This is a genomic window from Enterobacter sp. (genome assembly GCF_977039595.1).
Genome location: NZ_CDRQYH010000007.1, coordinates 23,987 through 41,417, shown reverse-complemented (window position 1 = coordinate 41,417; position 17,431 = coordinate 23,987). Strand labels below are relative to the sequence as shown.

The window sequence follows — 17,431 nt, the reverse complement described above, 5'->3', positions numbered from 1 at the left end:
ATAAATTCACCTTCCAGCGTTGCAGAGCCTGCCCATGAGTTATCAGGTGTTAGCCCGTAAATGGCGACCACAAACCTTTGCTGACGTTGTCGGTCAGGAACATGTGCTGACGGCCCTGGCGAACGGCTTGTCGCTAGGTCGCATCCATCACGCCTATCTTTTTTCCGGCACCCGCGGCGTCGGCAAGACCTCTATTGCCCGTTTGCTGGCAAAAGGTCTTAACTGCGAAACCGGGATCACCGCCACGCCGTGCGGCGTGTGTGATAACTGTCGGGAGATCGAGCAGGGGCGTTTTGTCGATCTGATCGAGATCGACGCCGCCTCGCGCACTAAAGTGGAAGATACGCGCGACCTGCTGGACAACGTCCAGTACGCCCCCGCGCGCGGCCGCTTCAAGGTCTATCTGATCGATGAAGTACACATGCTGTCGCGCCACAGCTTTAACGCCCTGCTGAAGACGCTGGAAGAACCGCCCGCGCACGTGAAGTTCCTGCTGGCGACTACCGATCCGCAAAAGCTGCCGGTCACGATTTTATCGCGCTGCCTGCAGTTCCACCTGAAGGCGCTGGACGTTGAGCAGATCCGCGCGCAGCTTGAGCATATTCTTGATGAAGAGAAGATTGTCCACGAACCGCGCGCCCTGCAGCTGCTGGCCCGCGCGGCGGACGGCAGCCTGCGTGATGCGTTAAGCCTGACCGACCAGGCGATTGCCAGCGGTGACGGGGAGCTTTCCACCGAGGCGGTCAGCACCATGCTCGGCACGCTGGATGACGATCAGGCGCTGTCGCTTATCGAAGCGATGATTGCCGCCAGCGGCGAACGCGTGATGTCGCTGGTGAATGCCGCCGCTGCCCGGGGTATCGAATGGGAAGGGCTGCTGGTTGAGATGCTCAGCTTGCTGCACCGCGTGGCGATGCTGCAGCTTTCTCCGTCCGCCATCGGTGCGGATATGGCCACCATTGAACAGCGGATGCGTGAACTTGCGCGCACCGTGCCGCCTGCCGACGTGCAGCTGTATTACCAGACGCTGCTGATTGGCCGCAAAGAGTTACCGTTCGCGCCGGACCCGAGGATGGGCGTTGAAATGACGCTGCTGCGCGCGCTGGCGTTTCATCCGCGTATGCCATTGCCGGAGCCGGAAGTGCCGCGGCAGTCTTTCGCGCCGGTCGCCCCTACGGCGGTGATGTCGCCGCAGCAGGTCCCACCGCAGACGACACCGCCGCCGCAGCAAAACGTGCCGCTGTCGGATGCCACCAGTTCGGTGCTTGCCGCACGCAGTCAGCTGCAGCGTGCGCAAGGAGTAACCAAACCAAAAAAGAGTGAACCGGCAGCGCCAGGAAGAGCGCGGCCGGTGAACAACGCCGCGCTTGAACGACTGGCCTCGGTAACGGAGCGCGTACAGTCGCGTCCGGCACCGTCCTCGCTCGAGCAGAAAGCCCCGGTGAAAGAAGAGGCTTACCGCTGGAAGGCAACCACCATCACCGAAGCGGTGAAGGAAGAGGTCGCCACGCCGAAAGCGCTGAAAAAGGCGCTGGAGCATGAGAAAACGCCGGAGCTTTCCGCGAAGCTTGCCGAAGAGTCCATCGCGCGCGACGCCTGGGCCGCCGAGGTCAGTAAGCTCCAGCTACCGAAGCTGGTCGAGCAGGTCGCGCTGAATGCCTGGAAAGAGCAGGACGGCAATCAGGTACGTCTGCACCTGCGTCCAGGCCAACGGCACCTCAATTCCCCTGGCGCGCAAAAGGCGCTGGCCGAGGCGCTCGCCGCATTACAGGGTGCGCCGGTTGAATTGACTATCATTGAAGATGATAATCCGGCAGTGAAAACGCCGCTCGAGTGGCGCCAGGCCATTTATGAAGAGAAGCTCGCGCAGGCGCGCGAGGCGATAATTGCGGATAACAACATTCAGACCCTGCGCCGGTTCTTCGACGCCGATCTGGATGAAGAGAGTATTCGCCCCATTTGATCGTGAGTCTGACTTACGGTTGTAATCCCTTAAACGTGAAAGAAGAGAGAAGCCTATGTTTGGTGGAAAAGGCGGTCTGGGTGGCCTGATGAAGCAGGCTCAGCAGATGCAGGAAAAAATGCAGAAGATGCAGGAAGAGATCGCTCAGCTGGAAGTCACGGGTGAGTCCGGAGCCGGTCTGGTCAAGGTGACCATCAACGGTGCGCACAACTGCCGTCGCGTTGAAATCGACCCGAGCCTGCTCGAAGACGACAAAGAGATGCTGGAAGATCTGGTTGCAGCCGCGTTTAACGATGCAGCTCGCCGTATCGACGAAACCCAGAAAGAGAAAATGGCCTCCGTTTCCAGCGGCATGCAGCTGCCGCCTGGCTTCAAGATGCCATTCTGATGCAAACCAGTCCGCTGCTCACGCAGTTAATGGAAGCACTGCGCTGCCTGCCGGGCGTTGGCCCGAAGTCGGCGCAGCGCATGGCGTTTACGCTATTGCAGCGCGACCGCAGCGGCGGGATGCGCCTGGCGCAGGCTTTAACCCGCGCCATGTCGGAAATTGGTCACTGTGCGGATTGCCGTACCTTTACCGAGCAGGACGTGTGTAACATCTGTACGAACCCGCGTCGTCAGGAAAACGGCCAGATTTGCGTGGTGGAGAGTCCAGCGGACATCTACGCCATCGAACAAACCGGGCAGTTTTCCGGGCGCTATTTCGTGCTGATGGGGCATCTCTCCCCGCTGGACGGTATTGGCCCGGACGATATCGGTCTTGACCGCCTTGAACAGCGTCTTGAGTCCGAAACGATCAAAGAGGTGATCCTCGCCACTAACCCCACGGTGGAAGGGGAGGCAACCGCCAACTACATCGCCGAGCTGTGCTCGCAGTATGGCGTTGACGCCAGCCGCATCGCCCACGGCGTGCCGGTCGGCGGCGAGCTGGAGATGGTGGACGGCACCACGCTGTCACACTCTCTGGCCGGACGTCACAAGATTATTTTCTGACCAAACGGAGGCTGCGCGCGCGGCCTCCGCTTGAAAATTTCCCCCCGTATCCCCATCTCTCACTCAACGTTTTAAAACCCCATTAAATGGCATTGTTGAGGTCGACATAGATGAAAGGACAAGAAACCCGTGGTTTCCAGTCAGAAGTAAAACAGCTTCTGCACCTGATGATCCATTCCCTGTATTCCAACAAAGAAATTTTCCTGCGTGAGCTGATTTCCAACGCCTCGGATGCGGCGGACAAGCTGCGCTTCCGCGCGCTGTCTAACCCGGACCTGTACGAAGGCGACGGCGAGCTGCGCGTGCGCGTCTCGTTTAATAAAGAGAACCGCACTCTGACTATCGCCGATAACGGCATCGGGATGAACCGCGACGAGGTGATCGACCACCTCGGGACCATCGCGAAATCCGGCACCAAGGCGTTCCTGGAGTCCATGGGCTCAGACCAGGCGAAAGATAGCCAGCTGATCGGCCAGTTCGGCGTCGGTTTCTACTCGGCGTTCATCGTGGCGGATAAAGTCACCGTGCGCACCCGCGCGGCGGGCGACAGCGCTGAAAACGGCGTGCTGTGGGAATCCAAAGGGGAAGGCGAATACACCGTTGATGACATCACTAAAGCGGACCGCGGCACCGAAATCACCCTGCACCTGCGTGAAGGCGAAGATGATTTCCTGAACGACTGGCGCGTGCGCTCCATCATCAGCAAATATTCCGACCATATCGCCCTGCCGGTTGAGATTGAAAAACAGGAAGAGAAGGACGGTGAAGCCATTGTTTCCTGGGAGAAAATCAATAAGGCGCAGGCGCTGTGGACGCGCAACAAGGCTGAAATTAAGGACGACGAGTACAACGAATTCTACAAGCACATCGCCCACGATTTTACCGACCCGCTGACCTGGAGCCACAACCGTGTGGAAGGCAAGCAGGAGTACACCAGCCTGCTGTACATCCCGGCACAGGCGCCGTGGGACATGTGGAACCGCGATCACAAGCACGGCCTGAAGCTGTACGTGCAGCGCGTCTTCATCATGGACGATGCCGAGCAGTTCATGCCGAACTACCTGCGCTTCGTGCGTGGTCTGATAGATTCCAACGACCTGCCGCTGAACGTCTCCCGTGAAATTCTGCAGGACAGCGCCGTCACCCGTAACCTGCGCAACGCCCTGACTAAACGTGCGCTGCAGATGCTGGAAAAACTGGCGAAAGACGATGCGGAAAAATATCAGACCTTCTGGAAACAGTTCGGTCTGGTGCTGAAAGAAGGCCCGGCTGAAGACATGGCGAACGTTGAAACCATCGCCAAACTGCTGCGCTTCGCCTCTACGCACACCGACTCCTCCGCCCAGACCGTGTCGCTGGAAGAGTACGTCTCCCGCATGAAAGAAGGGCAGGAGAAGATCTACTACATCACCGCCGACAGCTACGCCGCGGCGAAGAGCAGCCCGCACCTGGAGCTGCTGCGTAAGAAAGGCATCGAAGTGCTGCTGCTTTCTGACCGCATCGACGAGTGGATGATGAACTACCTGACCGAGTTCGACGGCAAGGCGTTCCAGTCCGTTGCCAAAGCCGACGAGTCTATCGACAAGCTGGCGGATGAAGTTGACGAAAGCGCGAAAGAAGCCGAGAAGGCGCTGGAGCCGTTCATTGATCGCGTGAAAACCCTGCTGGGCGAGCGCGTGAAAGAGGTACGTTTCACCCACCGTCTGACCGACACCCCGGCTATTGTCACCACCGATGCCGACGAAATGAGCACCCAGATGGCGAAGCTGTTCGCGGCGGCGGGCCAGGCGGTACCGGAAGTGAAATATATCTTTGAGCTTAATCCGGATCATCCGCTGGTGAAACGCGCGGCGGATACCCAGGACGACGCCCGCTTTGCCGAGTGGGTTGAACTCCTGCTGGATCAGTCCCTGCTGGCCGAGCGCGGCACGCTGGAAGATCCTAACCTGTTCATTAAACGTGTGAATGCGCTGCTGCTGGCGTAATTGACCACGCCTCCCCTGGTCTTCTCCCTCTCCCTGTGGGAGAGGGCCGGGGTGAGGGCACCAGACCGCACGACTCCAAATAATCACCCCTCATTAACCGTTTCAGCCTTCCTCCCTTCCTTGAGCGATGCCCGTTCTGGTGGTATTGTTTAGCGCTTTTGAAAAATTGAAACGACTTTTGAGGGGATTTTCGCAATGCGTATTATTCTGCTTGGCGCTCCGGGCGCGGGTAAAGGAACTCAGGCTCAGTTCATCATGGAGAAATACGGTATTCCGCAAATCTCCACCGGTGATATGCTGCGCGCCGCTGTTAAATCTGGCTCCGAGCTGGGTAAACAGGCGAAAGACATCATGGACGCAGGCAAGCTGGTGACCGACGAGCTGGTGATTGCTCTGGTTAAAGAGCGCATTGCTCAGGAAGACTGCCGTAACGGTTTCCTGCTGGACGGCTTCCCACGCACCATTCCTCAGGCTGACGCCATGAAAGAAGCGGGCATCAACGTGGACTACGTTCTGGAGTTTGACGTACCGGACGAGCTGATCGTTGACCGTATCGTTGGCCGTCGCGTACACGCTGCTTCTGGCCGCGTTTACCACATCAAATTCAACCCACCTAAGGTTGAAGGCAAAGATGACGTGACCGGCGAAGAGCTGACTACCCGTAAAGACGATCAGGAAGAGACCGTGCGTAAACGCCTGGTGGAATACCATCAGATGACCGCGCCGCTGATCGGCTACTACACCAAAGAAGCGCAGGCGGGTAACACCAAATACGCCAAAGTTGACGGCACCAAAGCCGTGGCTGACGTACGTGCAGAGCTGGAAAAAATCCTCGGCTAATCGCGCGCCTCTCACCCGGTCTTCCGGGTGAGAAATATTCTCATCTTACCTATTACAGCAATGGGTTTCGTTTAAACGCATTTCCGCTACAATTGACAACCTATCAAATGGTTAAGAGGCGTGAATGAGTCAGGCGAAAACCGGCATCCTGCTTGCCAATCTGGGCACTCCAGAAGCACCTACATCAGACGCGGTAAAACGCTACCTGCGACAATTTTTAAGCGACACGCGCGTCGTGGATTTCCCGCGACTGCTGTGGTGGCCGCTGCTGCGTGGCGTCATTCTGCCGATTCGTTCCCCGCGCGTCGCCAAACTCTATCAGTCCGTCTGGATGGAAGAGGGCTCGCCGCTGATGGTCTACAGCCGTCGCCAGGAAAAAGCGCTGGCCGCCCGCCTGCCGGATATGCCCGTCGCGCTCGGCATGAGCTATGGAAAACCGTCCCTGGAAAGCGCGGTGGAATCCCTGCTGGCGCAGGGCGTGGACCATATCGTGGTGCTGGCGCTCTACCCGCAGTACTCCTGCTCGACGGTGGCCGCCGTCTGGGACGAGCTGGCGCGCATACTGGCGACCCGCCGCCGCATTCCGGGCGTGACCTTTATTCGCGACTACGCGGATAACGAGCTCTACATCAAGGCGCTTGCTAACAGCGCGCGCGCGTCGTTTGAAAAACACGGCGAGCCGGATCTGCTGCTGCTCTCCTATCACGGGATCCCGCAGCGCTTCGCCAATGAAGGGGATGATTACCCGCAGCGCTGCCGCGATACCACCCGCGAGCTGGTCTCCGCCCTTGGCCTGCCGCCTGAGAAGGTGATGATGACCTTCCAGTCGCGCTTCGGCCGCGAGCCGTGGCTGACGCCGTACACCGATGAAACCCTCAAAATGCTGGGTGAGAAAGGCGTGAAGCACATCCAGGTAATGTCGCCGGGCTTCTCGGCTGACTGTCTGGAAACGCTGGAGGAGATCGCGGTGCAAAACCGGGAATTTTTCCTGGAGGCTGGTGGCGAAAAGTACGAGTACATTCCGGCGCTTAACGACTCGCCTGAGCATATCGACATGATGGTCTCGCTGGTAACGAACGGTCGCTAATCGCACTTCGGGCCGGGTTTGTGCTACCATTCCCGGCCCATATTCTTCGTACAGTTCAGACCATGAAATTTCCCGGTAAACGCAAATCCAAACACTACTTCCCCGTCGATGCCCGCGATCCGCTCCTGCAGCAAATCCAGCCAGAAAATGAAACCAGCGCGGCCTGGGTCGTCGGTATCGACCAGACGCTGGTGGACATTGAAGCGAAAGTGGATGATGCGTTTGTCGCCCGTTATGGTCTGAGTGCCGGCCACTCGCTGGTCATTGAAGACGACGTTGCCGAAGCGTTGTATCAGGAGCTGGTGCGCGAAAACCTGATTACCCATCAGTTCGCCGGCGGTACCATCGGCAATACCATGCACAACTACTCCGTGCTGGCCGACGACCGCTCGGTGCTGCTCGGCGTGATGTGCAGCAACATTGAAATCGGCGGCTACGCCTACCGCTATCTGTGCAACACCTCCAGCCGCACCGATTTGAACTACCTGCAGGGCGTCGACGGCCCGATTGGCCGCTGCTTTACCCTGATCGGTGAATCCGGCGAGCGCACCTTCGCCATCAGCCCGGGTCATATGAACAAGCTGCGCGCCGAGAGTATTCCGGAAGAGGTGATTGCGGGTGCCTCGGCGCTCGTGCTGACTTCCTATCTGGTGCGCTGTAAGCCGGGCGAGCCGATGCCGGAAGCGACCATGAAGGCGATTGAGTACGCGAAGAAGTACGACGTGCCCGTCGTTCTTACGCTGGGTACTAAATTCGTTATCGCCGATAATCCTGAATGGTGGCAGGCGTTCCTGAAAGAGCACGTCTCGATTCTGGCGATGAACGAAGAAGAGGCCGAAGCGCTGACCGGCGAAAGCGATCCGCTGCTGGCCTCTGACAAAGCGCTGGACTGGGTGGATCTGGTGCTCTGCACCGCGGGTCCGGTTGGGCTGTATATGGCAGGCTTCACGGAAGAAGAGAGCAAACGCAAAACCCAGCACCCGCTGCTGCCCGGCGCGATTGCCGAGTTTAACCAGTACGAGTTCAGCCGCGGCATGCGTTATAAAGATTGCATTAACCCGCTGCGCATCTACTCGCACATCGCCCCTTACATGGGCGGACCGGAGAAGATCATGAACACCAACGGCGCGGGCGACGGCGCGCTGGCCGCGCTGCTGCACGACATTACCGCCAATGCCTACCACAAAACCAACGTGCCGAATTCCAGCAAGCATAAGTTCAGCTGGCTGACCTATTCGTCGCTGGCGCAGGTATGCAAGTACGCCAACCGCGTAAGCTATCAGGTGCTGAACCAGCACTCACCGCGCTTAACGCGTGGCCTGCCTGAACGGGAAGACAGCCTCGAAGAGGCTTATTGGGACAGGTAAAATAAAAACGGCAACCCAGGTTGCCGTTTTTAGTGTTTATTCCCTCTCCCTGTGGGAGAGGGCAAGGGTGAGGGGACCAGATCGCACCAAACTTACCCCGTCACCGCCTCTTCAACCGGTGGTTTCTCCAGCAGCGTCAGCATGGTGTTAGCAATCTCGCGCTCGCCCATCACCACTTTATCTGCACCGCGATCGGTAATGTACTCCACCTCGTCGTCATAGTGCGCCCGGGCGATAATCTCAATCGTTGGGCACTTCGCGCGCGCGGAGGCCACAATCTCACCCGCTTCATAGCCGTTGGGTATGGTCAGCAGCAGCCAGCGGGCGCAGTCCAGATGCGCCAGATTCATGATCTCTTCGTTCGCCGCGTTGCCCAGTACCGCACGAATACCGCGCTCGCGAAGCTCGTCGACGCGGGTGCGTGAGGTTTCAATCACCACCAGCGGAATGCCCTGCGCCATCAGCTTCTCGCCGAGCAGGCTGCCCACGCGGCCAAAGCCGACCAGCAGGGCATGATTGCAAATATCAACCGGGATCTGCTTCTCTTCTTCGATGGCTTCTTCAAGCGTCTGCTCTTCCAGCGTTTCGGTTTTATCGAGGTATTTTTCCAGCAGGGCAAACAGCACCGGGTTCAGCATAATCGACAGGATCGCCCCCGCCAGCACCAGGTTTTGTCCCGCCTGCGGCAGCAGGTTCAGGGCCATGCCCAGACCGGCCAGAATAAAGGCGAACTCACCGATCTGCGCCAGGCTGGCGGCAATGGTCAGCGCCGTCCGCGGGGAGTGGCCGAACATCCGCACCAGGAAGAAGGCGGCAAGCGACTTACCAAAAATAATGATCGCCAGCGTGCCCAGCACGGCCAGCGGCTGCTGGATCAGCACCAGCGGATCGAACAGCATCCCGACGGAGACGAAGAACAGCACGGCAAACGCATCGCGCAGCGGCAGCGTATCGTGCGCCGCACGGTGGCTCAGCTCTGACTCGTTCAACACCATCCCGGCGAAGAACGCGCCCAGGGCAAAGGAGACATCAAACAGCTCAACGGCACCAAAGGCGATACCCAGCGCCAGCGCCAGTACGGAGAGGGTGAACAGCTCGCGGGAGCCGGTCGCCGCGCTGCGGGACATGATCCACGGTACCAGACGGCGGCCCACCAGCATCATGATGGCGATAAACGCCACAACCTTACCGATGGTGATGCTCATATCCAGCGCCAGCGAGGCGAAGCCGACATTGTCTTTTTCCATCATTCCGGCGACGGCGGGCAGCAGCACCAGCGTCAGGACCATAACCAGATCTTCAACAATCAGCCAGCCAATCGCGATCTGCCCGCGCTGGCTGTCAATCAGCTGTCTCTCCTCAAGCGCGCGCAGCAGCACCACGGTACTGGCGGTTGAGAGACACAGCCCAAATACGATGCCGGTCATTAGCGACCAGCCCAGCACGGCTGAAAGCGCCATCCCAAGCAGCGTCGCCACCCCTATCTGGGCGATCGCTCCCGGTATGGCAATCGACTTTACCGCCATCAAATCCTTCAGGGAAAAATGCAGACCGACGCCAAACATCAGCAGAATCACGCCCAATTCCGCCAGCTCAGGGGCCAGTTTGGTATCCGCAACAAAACCTGGGGTAAACGGTCCCGCCAGCACACCTGCCAGCAGATAACCGACAAGAGGAGAAATACGCAGTTTATTGGCAATCATGCCGAGGATAAAAGCGAGCACAAGTCCACCAACAATGGTGGTGATAAGCGGTGTGGCGTGGTGCATTCCGTCTCCTTTCGTTGTGGGTGTTCCTTTTTGGTGAAAAACCAAAAAACCGAGTAATAGTTTATGACAATTTTTACCCTGATGTTTATGAATAATTGTTGAAGTTTGAATAAAACAGCAATATGCACGTAAAAAAGCGCATTTTGATAAATTCAACGAGTGGAGAAAGAAGAAACCCTTATGGCATCAGGGTGTCAGACAGCCAAAGTCAAACTTTGGCTGCCCGTAATTTACGCTTTGTGGCGGTTGTCAGGCAGGAATATGGTCAACATCCCAAGAAGTGGCAGGAAAGCGCAGATTTTATAAACCAGGAAGATGCTGGTGTGATCTGCAACCATCCCTAACACCGCTGCCCCAAGCCCCCCCATGCCGAAAGCGAAACCGAAAAACAGTCCGGAAACCATACCGATACGTCCGGGCAGCAGCTCCTGGGCATAGACCAGAATGGCGGAAAACGCGGAGGCGAGGATAAAACCAATAATCACGGTTAAAATGCCCGTCCATTCAAGGCTGGCGTACGGCAAAATGAGGGTAAAGGGCGCCACGCCGAGGATAGAGCCCCAAATGACATATTTCCGCCCGATCTTATCACCCACGGGCCCGCCAATGACCGTACCGGCCGCGACGGCGAACAGGAAGGCAAACAGGTGGATCTGCGCGTTTTGTACCGATAATCCGAATTTTTGCATCAGATAAAAGGTGTAATAGCTGCTGATGCTCGCCATATAGAAGTATTTCGAGAAAATCAGCACCAGAAGGACGGAAACCGCTAGGATAACCTTATTGCGCGGCAGGGGATTGATAGCCTTCGCTTTAGGTTTTCCTTTATTGACGCGATGCTGAGCGGCATACCAGCGGCTAATCTGTGCCAGCACGATAATCGCCAGCAGCGCGGCCAGCACAAACCACGCCACGTTGCCTTTACCGTACGGGGCAATAATCACCGCGGCCAGCAGCGGGCCGAGAGAGCTACCGAAGTTACCGCCCACCTGGAAAAGTGACTGCGCCAGGCCATGACGACCACCGGACGCCATGCGCGCCACGCGGGAAGACTCCGGATGGAACACGGACGAGCCTGTACCTACCAGCGCGGCGGCAATCAGCACGGCTTCAAAACTCCCCGCCATGGCCAGCAGCACCAGCCCGCTTAAGGTAAAGCACATGCCAACCGGCAGCGACCACGGCATCGGGTATTTATCCGTCCAGTAGCCCACCACCGGCTGCAGCAGCGAGGAAGCCAGCTGGAAGGTCAGGGTGATCATCCCGATCTGCACGAAGGTTAACGAAAATTCGGACTGCAGCAGCGGGTAAATTGCCAGAATCAACGACTGGATAATATCGTTGAGCAGGTGCGAGAGACTGATTGCGCCTAAGACTTTAAAGGAGGTGCGCGACGCTGGCGCGCCCGGAACGGGCTGAGTTGATTCACTGATTGCCATAGAGAGAAGTACCACGTCTTTAGTTATTAGAGGTGCAGGGTGTAATTATTATCCGACTAACATACCCGCCCGGGACATTTGAAGAAAGTCGCAATTCTGAAAACTTATTTGTCTATTCTTATTAGTCACTGTAATTTCTGCCTTTGTCTATTGGTCAGGGAGAGAGAAGATGAAGTTAATGAAGCGGGGCGTCGCGCTGGCGCTCATCGCGGCGTGGGGTCTGGTAAGCCTGCCCGCGCAGGCGTATGAAAAAGACAAAACTTATAAAATCACCATTCTGCATACCAACGACCACCACGGCCATTTCTGGCGCAGTGAATACGGCGAATATGGCCTGTCGGCGCAAAAAACGCTGGTGGACGGCATTCGTAAAGAGGTGGCAGCCCAGGGTGGCAGCGTGCTGTTGCTCTCAGGCGGCGATATCAATACCGGCGTGCCGGAATCCGACCTGCAGGACGCCGAGCCCGATTTCCGCGGCATGAACCTGATTGGCTACGACGCGATGGCCGTCGGTAACCATGAGTTTGATAATCCGCTGAGCGTCCTGCGTCAGCAGGAGAAGTGGGCCAAATTCCCGTTCCTCTCTGCCAACATTTACCAGAAAAGCACCGGCGAACGCCTGTTCAAGCCGTGGGCGCTGTTTAAGCGTCAGGATCTGAAGATCGCGGTCATCGGCTTAACCACCGACGACACGGCGAAAATTGGCAACCCTGAGTTCTTCACCGATATCGAATTCCGCAAACCGGCAGACGAAGCGAAGCTGGTGATTCAGGAGCTGCAGCAAAACGAAAAGCCGGACGTGATTATCGCCACCACCCACATGGGGCACTACGACAACGGTGAGCACGGCTCCAATGCGCCGGGCGACGTGGAGATGGCGCGCAGCCTGCCGGCGGGCTCGCTGGCGATGATTGTGGGTGGTCACTCACAGGATCCGGTATGCATGGCATCCGAGAACAAAAAGCAGGTGGACTATGTCCCGGGGACGCCGTGCGCGCCGGACCGTCAGAACGGTATCTGGATCGTACAGGCGCACGAGTGGGGCAAATACGTGGGCCGGGCGGACTTTGAGTTCCGTAACGGCGAGATGAAGCTGGTTCATTATCAGCTCATCCCGGTCAACCTGAAGAAGAAAGTGACCTACCCGGACGGGAAAAGCGAGCGCGTACTTTACACGCCAGAAATCGCAGAAAACCAGCAGATGCTCTCCCTGCTGACGCCGTTCCAGAACAAAGGCAAGGCGCAGCTGGACGTGAAAATCGGCACGCTGAACGGGCGTCTGGAGGGGGACCGCAGTAAAGTTCGCTTCGTGCAGACCAACATGGGTCACCTGGTGCTGGCGGCGCAAATGGCGCGCACCGGGGCTGATTTTGGGGTGATGAGCGGCGGCGGTATTCGAGATTCCATCGAAGGTGGAAACATCACCTATAAAGACGTTCTGAAGGTGCAGCCGTTCGGTAACGTGGTGGTCTATGCCGACATGAGCGGGAAAGAGGTTGTTGAGTACCTGACCGCCGTGGCGCAGATGAAGCCGGATTCCGGGGCCTATCCGCAGTTTGCCAACGTGAGCTTCGTAGCGAAAGACGGCAAGCTTAACGATCTCAAGATCAAAGGCGAACCGGTTGACCCGGCGAAAACCTACCGTCTGGCGACGTTAAGCTTTAACGCCACCGGCGGCGACGGCTATCCGCATATTGATAATAAGCCGGGATACGTGAATACCGGCTTTATCGATGCGGAAGTGCTGAAGCAGTTCATCGAGCAGAATTCGCCGATTGACGTGAATGCCTACGAGCCGAAAGGTGAGGTGAGCTGGCAGTAGCGTTGTGCGGCCTGATGCCCTAGCCTAACCCTCTCCCACCGGGAGAGGGCACGAACACAAAAAAACGGTAACGCCTGTTACCGTTTTGCTTTTACCTCGTAGCCGCCACCGGGCAATTTTCTCAATCCCTGCGCGCAATATCCGCAAACTTCGCGTCCAGCATTTTCGCCAGATCGCCCGCCGCCAGCTCAATATCCAGCCCGCGCTTGCCGCCGGATATAAAGATGGTGTCAAATTCCTGTGAAGGAGCATCGATCAGCGTCGGCAGGCGTTTTTTCTGCCCGAGCGGACTGATCCCGCCCACCAGATAGCCCGTGGTGCGTTGCGCCACCATGGGATCCGCCATATCCACCTTCTTCGCCCCCAGCGCTTTGGCGACCTTCTTCAGATCCAGCTGTCCTGCCACGGGAGTCACCGCGACGGCGAGGTGCTTCATATCGCCGTTCACCGCCACCAGCAGCGTTTTATAAACCTGGTCAGCGTTCAGCCCCAGCTTGCGCACCACTTCATCACCAAAGTTGGTTTCATTCGGATCGTGATCGTAGGTGTGGATCCGGAAAGAAATGTTGTTTTTTTCGAGTAATTTAACGGCGGGAGTCATAGCTATCCTTCTTACGACAGACAATTCATGCAGCCAGCATACGCCTGACGTTTGTCTAAAAAATAGCACCATCTTGCGCAATAGTATTGGCAGTGATGGTCACTTTGAGCGACAATCGGCTCAACCGAAGGTCTCCTTCGGCATAATAAAAACGATGAAATTCCTCTTTGACGGGCCAATAGAAATATTGGCCATTTTTTTATTTCAGCAACGACGGCAAGTTCCCTTCCCCGTACAAATGTAACGCCCCAACCGCCACCACGTAATGCCCCGCAGGTAAAGCATGCAGCGTCTCTCGCCAGGCTTTGTTACGCGCATTCATCAGCACATCATACAGCGATTCGCTGAACGTCGACGGTAACGCCAGCCTGCCGTCCGCGGGCGGCGCATCCAGCCACCAGCCAATCATCGTTTGCAGCAGGCGCGCGTTGGTGTGCCAGTGGGTCAGCGTATCATCCAGCAGCATCAGACCGTCGTCGGGAAGCTGCCGCAGGAGCGCAATCTGGCTGTCCGTCCCTTCCAGCTCGATGATGGGCAGACGGCGCGCCCTTGCCGCGTTCAGCAACTGGTAATCAATGCCGTAGTCACCGCGCAGGCCCAGACGCTGCGCCTGCGTGGCCTGCAGTATCATCGCGATTTGCCACAGCGGCAGGGTGTCAATCATGGAGAGCGAGACGCCCGTCTCATCGGCGACGCGCGTCAGTTCCGCAAGCTGGGTTTCATCCAGGCGTTCCGCCAGAGTGAGATCGCTTTCGAGCCCGGCAAACGGCGACTCCTGACCCGAAATGTCCGCCTCAACGACCAGCGCGTCGGCGTGTTTAAGCAGTTTTATCAGGCCCGGAGGCAGGGGAGACATATCCTGCGTGCCCATATGGATGCTGCCAACCAGGTGCAGGTGTTGCCCGCCGGGAAGCGAAATATCCAGACCGGGCCAGGCGTAACGGCGAGGGAAAAGGGCGCGAAACGATGTTTTTATACGATGAAACAGACCCATACGCGCTCCATAAACGGAAAGGTTCATGCTAGCGCGTACGGGTACAAGGTTCAATCCTTCGGTTTAAACCGCAACAGCCGATTGGCGTTGCTGACCACGGTGATGGAGGAGAGCGCCATTGCCGCACCCGCGACCACCGGGTTAAGCAGCGTGCCGGTCAGCGGCCACAAAATGCCGGCAGCAATCGGGATGCCGAGCGAGTTATAGATAAACGCCCCCAGCAGGTTCTGCTTCATGTTGCGCAGCGTGGCTTTTGAAATGGCCAGCGCGTCGGCAACGCCCATCAGGCTGTGGCGCATCAGCGTGATGGCAGCGGTTTCGATGGCGACATCGCTCCCGCCGCCCATAGCGATCCCTACGTCCGCCTGGGCCAGCGCCGGGGCATCGTTAATGCCGTCGCCGACCATCGCCACCTCACGACCCTGGCTTTGCAGTTTCTTGATGGCGTCCGCTTTGCCGTCCGGCAGTACGCCTGCAATGACCTCATCAATACCGGCTTCTTTTGCGATGGCGTTGGCGGTGGTGGGGTTATCCCCGGTCAGCATCACCAGACGGTAGCCCGCACGGTGCAGGCGCTGTAAGGCATCCACGCTGTCCTGGCGAAGCGGATCGCGTACGGCCAGCAGCGCGGCGGCTTTGCCATCCACCGCCAGCAGAACCGGGGTGGCGCCCTGTGACGCCTGCGCCTTCAGCTCGTTTTCCAGCGCGGCGGTATCAATACCGTTTTCATTGAGCAACGCCTGATTGCCCAGCAGCAGCGCGTGGCCTTCTGCTTCACCGCTCACGCCGAGCCCGCGCAGGGTGCGGAAATTGCTCACATGCGGCAGGGCAGACGCATTGGCTTTATCGAGAATGGCGCGCGCCAGCGGATGGCTTGAGCCTTGCTCCAGCGCGGCGGCAAGCCGCAGCGCCTCTTCTTCGGTAATGCCAGCGGTCGTAACGGCGACCACCTGTGGTTTACCTTCGGTCAGCGTGCCGGTTTTATCAAACACCAGCGTGTCCAGGGTGCTGGCCCGCTGCAGCGCGTCCGCGTCCCGCACCAGTACGCCAAATTCGGCCGCGCGGCCTACGCCGGAGATAATCGACATCGGCGTCGCGAGGCCCAGGGCGCAAGGACAGGCGATGATCAGCACCGTGGTGGCGATTACCAGGGTATACACAATCTGCGGCGCCGGGCCGAAGACATACCAGATCGCCGCGCTCAGCAGGGCAATGCCGACCACCACCGGCACAAAAATGGCCGAGATTTTATCAGCAAGCTGGCCAATCTCCGGCTTGCTGCTCTGGGCCTGGCGCACCATGCGAATAATACGCGACAGCGTGGTGTGGCTGCCGACGGCACTGGCGGTAAACAGCACGCTGCCGTCCTGCACCACCGTACCGGCATGCACGGCGTCGCCATCTGATTTCTGCTGGGGAATAGGCTCCCCGGTCAGCATCGCTTCATCCAGCCAGGCTTCGCCCTGGGTTATCTTGCCGTCAACGGGAACGCGGTCGCCCGTGGTCAGACGCAGCGTCATGCCGGGCTGAACCTCGGCCAATGGAACGCTCTTTTCCCCCTCGTCCGTGACCACGCGGGCCGTCGGCGGGGTTAAATCAAGCAACCTTTCCAGCGCTTTCGAGGAGCGCTGGCGGGCGCGGGCTTCCAGCATATGGCCTAAGTTGATCAGGCCGATAATCATCGCGCTCGCTTCATAATAGAGATGCCGCGCTTCCATCGGGAACCACTGGGGCCAGACGTTCACGCTCATCGAATAGAGCCACGCCGCGCCGGTACCGAGCGCAACCAGCGTATCCATCGTCGCGGTGCGGTTTTTCAGGCTCTTCCAGGCGCTGGTATAGAAATGACCGCCTGCGAATACCATCACCGCCAGGGTAATCAGACCGATCGCCAGCCACAGGGTGCGGTTGTCAGCGGTGACCATCATATTGTCACCCATCATGCCCCACACCATCACCGGAATACCCACCAGCAGGGCGACGATGGCCTGCCAGCGGAAGCGCTTCATGGTGGCGATAGCCGTTTCCTGCTGGCGCTCGCGACGCTCGGCATCGTCTTCGATGGCCTCCGCGCCGTAGCCCGCTTTCTCAACGGCCTGCACTAACTCTGCGGCGGAGGCGTTGCCCATCACCAGCGCAGTACGCTCCGCAAGATTGACCCGTGCCTGGGCGACGCCCGGTACCGCCTGCAGGGCGTTTTGTACCCGGGAGACGCAGCTGGCGCAGCTCATGCCGTTGATCAGCAGCTGTTGGCTGTCATCAATATCATCCGCTGCCGGAAGCTCAGGAGTGGCCGCTGTCAGTGCTTCCGACGGGGATGATGACTCTGCCAGCGGTTTAGCCTTTGGGTGGCTTAACTCCGCCCCGTAACCGGCCTGCTTGATAGTATCAATCAGCGCATCCGCGCTGGCGCTGCCGGTCACGGCCGCATGATCGATAGTCACGTCAGCGCTTTCCACATCAGGGCGCTGTTCCAGGCTTTCTTTAACGCGTTTGACGCAGTGGCCGCAGGAGAGGCCGTCCAGCGTCAGGTCAATAGTGTGAGACATAACAAAACTCCCGTATAATATT

13 protein-coding genes and 1 other annotated feature are annotated in these 17,431 nt (G+C 58.2%); of the genes, 8 read left to right on the top strand and 5 right to left on the bottom strand.

Annotation, left to right across the window (positions count from 1 at the left end; all coding sequences use genetic code 11):
- The first annotated feature begins 34 nt into the window (after positions 1 to 34).
- The 7 genes from dnaX to ACWYRJ_RS03965 all read left to right on the top strand — a co-directional run bounded on the left by dnaX (position 35) and on the right by ACWYRJ_RS03965 (position 8,235).
- A complete protein-coding gene (gene dnaX, locus ACWYRJ_RS03995) occupies positions 35 to 1,963 on the top strand; it encodes a DNA polymerase III subunit gamma/tau (RefSeq protein ID WP_455507456.1) in 1,929 nt (642 codons plus the stop codon).
- Positions 1,293 to 1,357, top strand: a sequence feature (DnaX frameshifting element). (Overlaps the previous gene by 65 nt.)
- A gap of 55 nt (positions 1,964 to 2,018) precedes the next feature.
- Positions 2,019 to 2,351 carry a YbaB/EbfC family nucleoid-associated protein gene (locus ACWYRJ_RS03990; protein WP_003858972.1) on the top strand — a complete coding sequence of 111 codons (333 nt, stop codon included), beginning with the start codon at positions 2,019 to 2,021 and terminating at the stop codon, positions 2,349 to 2,351.
- Positions 2,351 to 2,956 (top strand): recombination mediator RecR, encoded by a 606-nt coding sequence (recR, locus tag ACWYRJ_RS03985; RefSeq protein WP_008499298.1) that lies wholly within the window; start codon positions 2,351 to 2,353, stop codon positions 2,954 to 2,956. The genes ACWYRJ_RS03990 and recR overlap by 1 nt, the downstream gene beginning before the upstream one ends.
- 110 nt (positions 2,957 to 3,066) lie before the next feature.
- A complete protein-coding gene (gene htpG / locus ACWYRJ_RS03980) occupies positions 3,067 to 4,941 on the top strand; it encodes a molecular chaperone HtpG (RefSeq protein ID WP_455507455.1) in 1,875 nt (624 codons plus the stop codon).
- Between the two features lie 195 nt (positions 4,942 to 5,136).
- Entirely contained in the window at positions 5,137 to 5,781 is a 645-nt protein-coding gene (gene adk / locus ACWYRJ_RS03975) for an adenylate kinase (protein ID WP_006809841.1), read from the top strand.
- A 124-nt stretch (positions 5,782 to 5,905) separates the two neighbouring features.
- Complete coding sequence (gene hemH, locus ACWYRJ_RS03970) at positions 5,906 to 6,868, top strand: ferrochelatase (RefSeq protein ID WP_249575777.1); 963 nt, start codon at positions 5,906 to 5,908, stop codon at positions 6,866 to 6,868.
- Positions 6,869 to 6,930: 62 nt separating this feature from the next.
- Complete coding sequence (locus ACWYRJ_RS03965; RefSeq protein ID WP_045909745.1) at positions 6,931 to 8,235, top strand: inosine/guanosine kinase; 1,305 nt, start codon at positions 6,931 to 6,933, stop codon at positions 8,233 to 8,235.
- A gap of 92 nt (positions 8,236 to 8,327) precedes the next feature.
- Here ACWYRJ_RS03965 and ybaL read toward each other — a convergent pair whose 3' ends face one another.
- Both ybaL and ACWYRJ_RS03955 read right to left on the bottom strand, forming a co-directional pair.
- The gene (ybaL, locus tag ACWYRJ_RS03960) at positions 8,328 to 10,004 is read right to left on the bottom strand and encodes a YbaL family putative K(+) efflux transporter (protein ID WP_149366101.1); all 1,677 of its coding nucleotides are present in this window, start codon (positions 10,002 to 10,004) and stop codon (positions 8,328 to 8,330) included.
- Positions 10,005 to 10,234: 230 nt separating this feature from the next.
- The gene (locus ACWYRJ_RS03955) at positions 10,235 to 11,443 is read right to left on the bottom strand and encodes an MFS transporter (protein WP_455507454.1); all 1,209 of its coding nucleotides are present in this window, start codon (positions 11,441 to 11,443) and stop codon (positions 10,235 to 10,237) included.
- Between the two features lie 169 nt (positions 11,444 to 11,612).
- Between ACWYRJ_RS03955 and ushA the strand changes: the two genes are divergently transcribed.
- Positions 11,613 to 13,265 carry a bifunctional UDP-sugar hydrolase/5'-nucleotidase UshA gene (ushA, locus tag ACWYRJ_RS03950; RefSeq protein WP_249575775.1) on the top strand — a complete coding sequence of 551 codons (1,653 nt, stop codon included), beginning with the start codon at positions 11,613 to 11,615 and terminating at the stop codon, positions 13,263 to 13,265.
- Positions 13,266 to 13,386: 121 nt separating this feature from the next.
- Here the strand turns inward: ushA and ybaK are convergent, their stop codons facing one another.
- The 3 genes from ybaK to copA all read right to left on the bottom strand — a co-directional run bounded on the left by ybaK (position 13,387) and on the right by copA (position 17,409).
- Positions 13,387 to 13,866 carry a Cys-tRNA(Pro)/Cys-tRNA(Cys) deacylase YbaK gene (ybaK, locus tag ACWYRJ_RS03945; protein WP_023343509.1) on the bottom strand — a complete coding sequence of 160 codons (480 nt, stop codon included), beginning with the start codon at positions 13,864 to 13,866 and terminating at the stop codon, positions 13,387 to 13,389.
- 199 nt (positions 13,867 to 14,065) lie between these two features.
- Entirely contained in the window at positions 14,066 to 14,860 is a 795-nt protein-coding gene (locus ACWYRJ_RS03940; protein ID WP_111963380.1) for a TraB/GumN family protein, read from the bottom strand.
- A gap of 50 nt (positions 14,861 to 14,910) precedes the next feature.
- Positions 14,911 to 17,409: a copper-exporting P-type ATPase CopA gene (gene copA, locus ACWYRJ_RS03935; RefSeq protein ID WP_455507453.1), complete on the bottom strand. Its 2,499-nt coding sequence runs from the start codon at positions 17,407 to 17,409 to the stop codon at positions 14,911 to 14,913.
- Between the last annotated feature and the right edge of the window lie 22 nt (positions 17,410 to 17,431).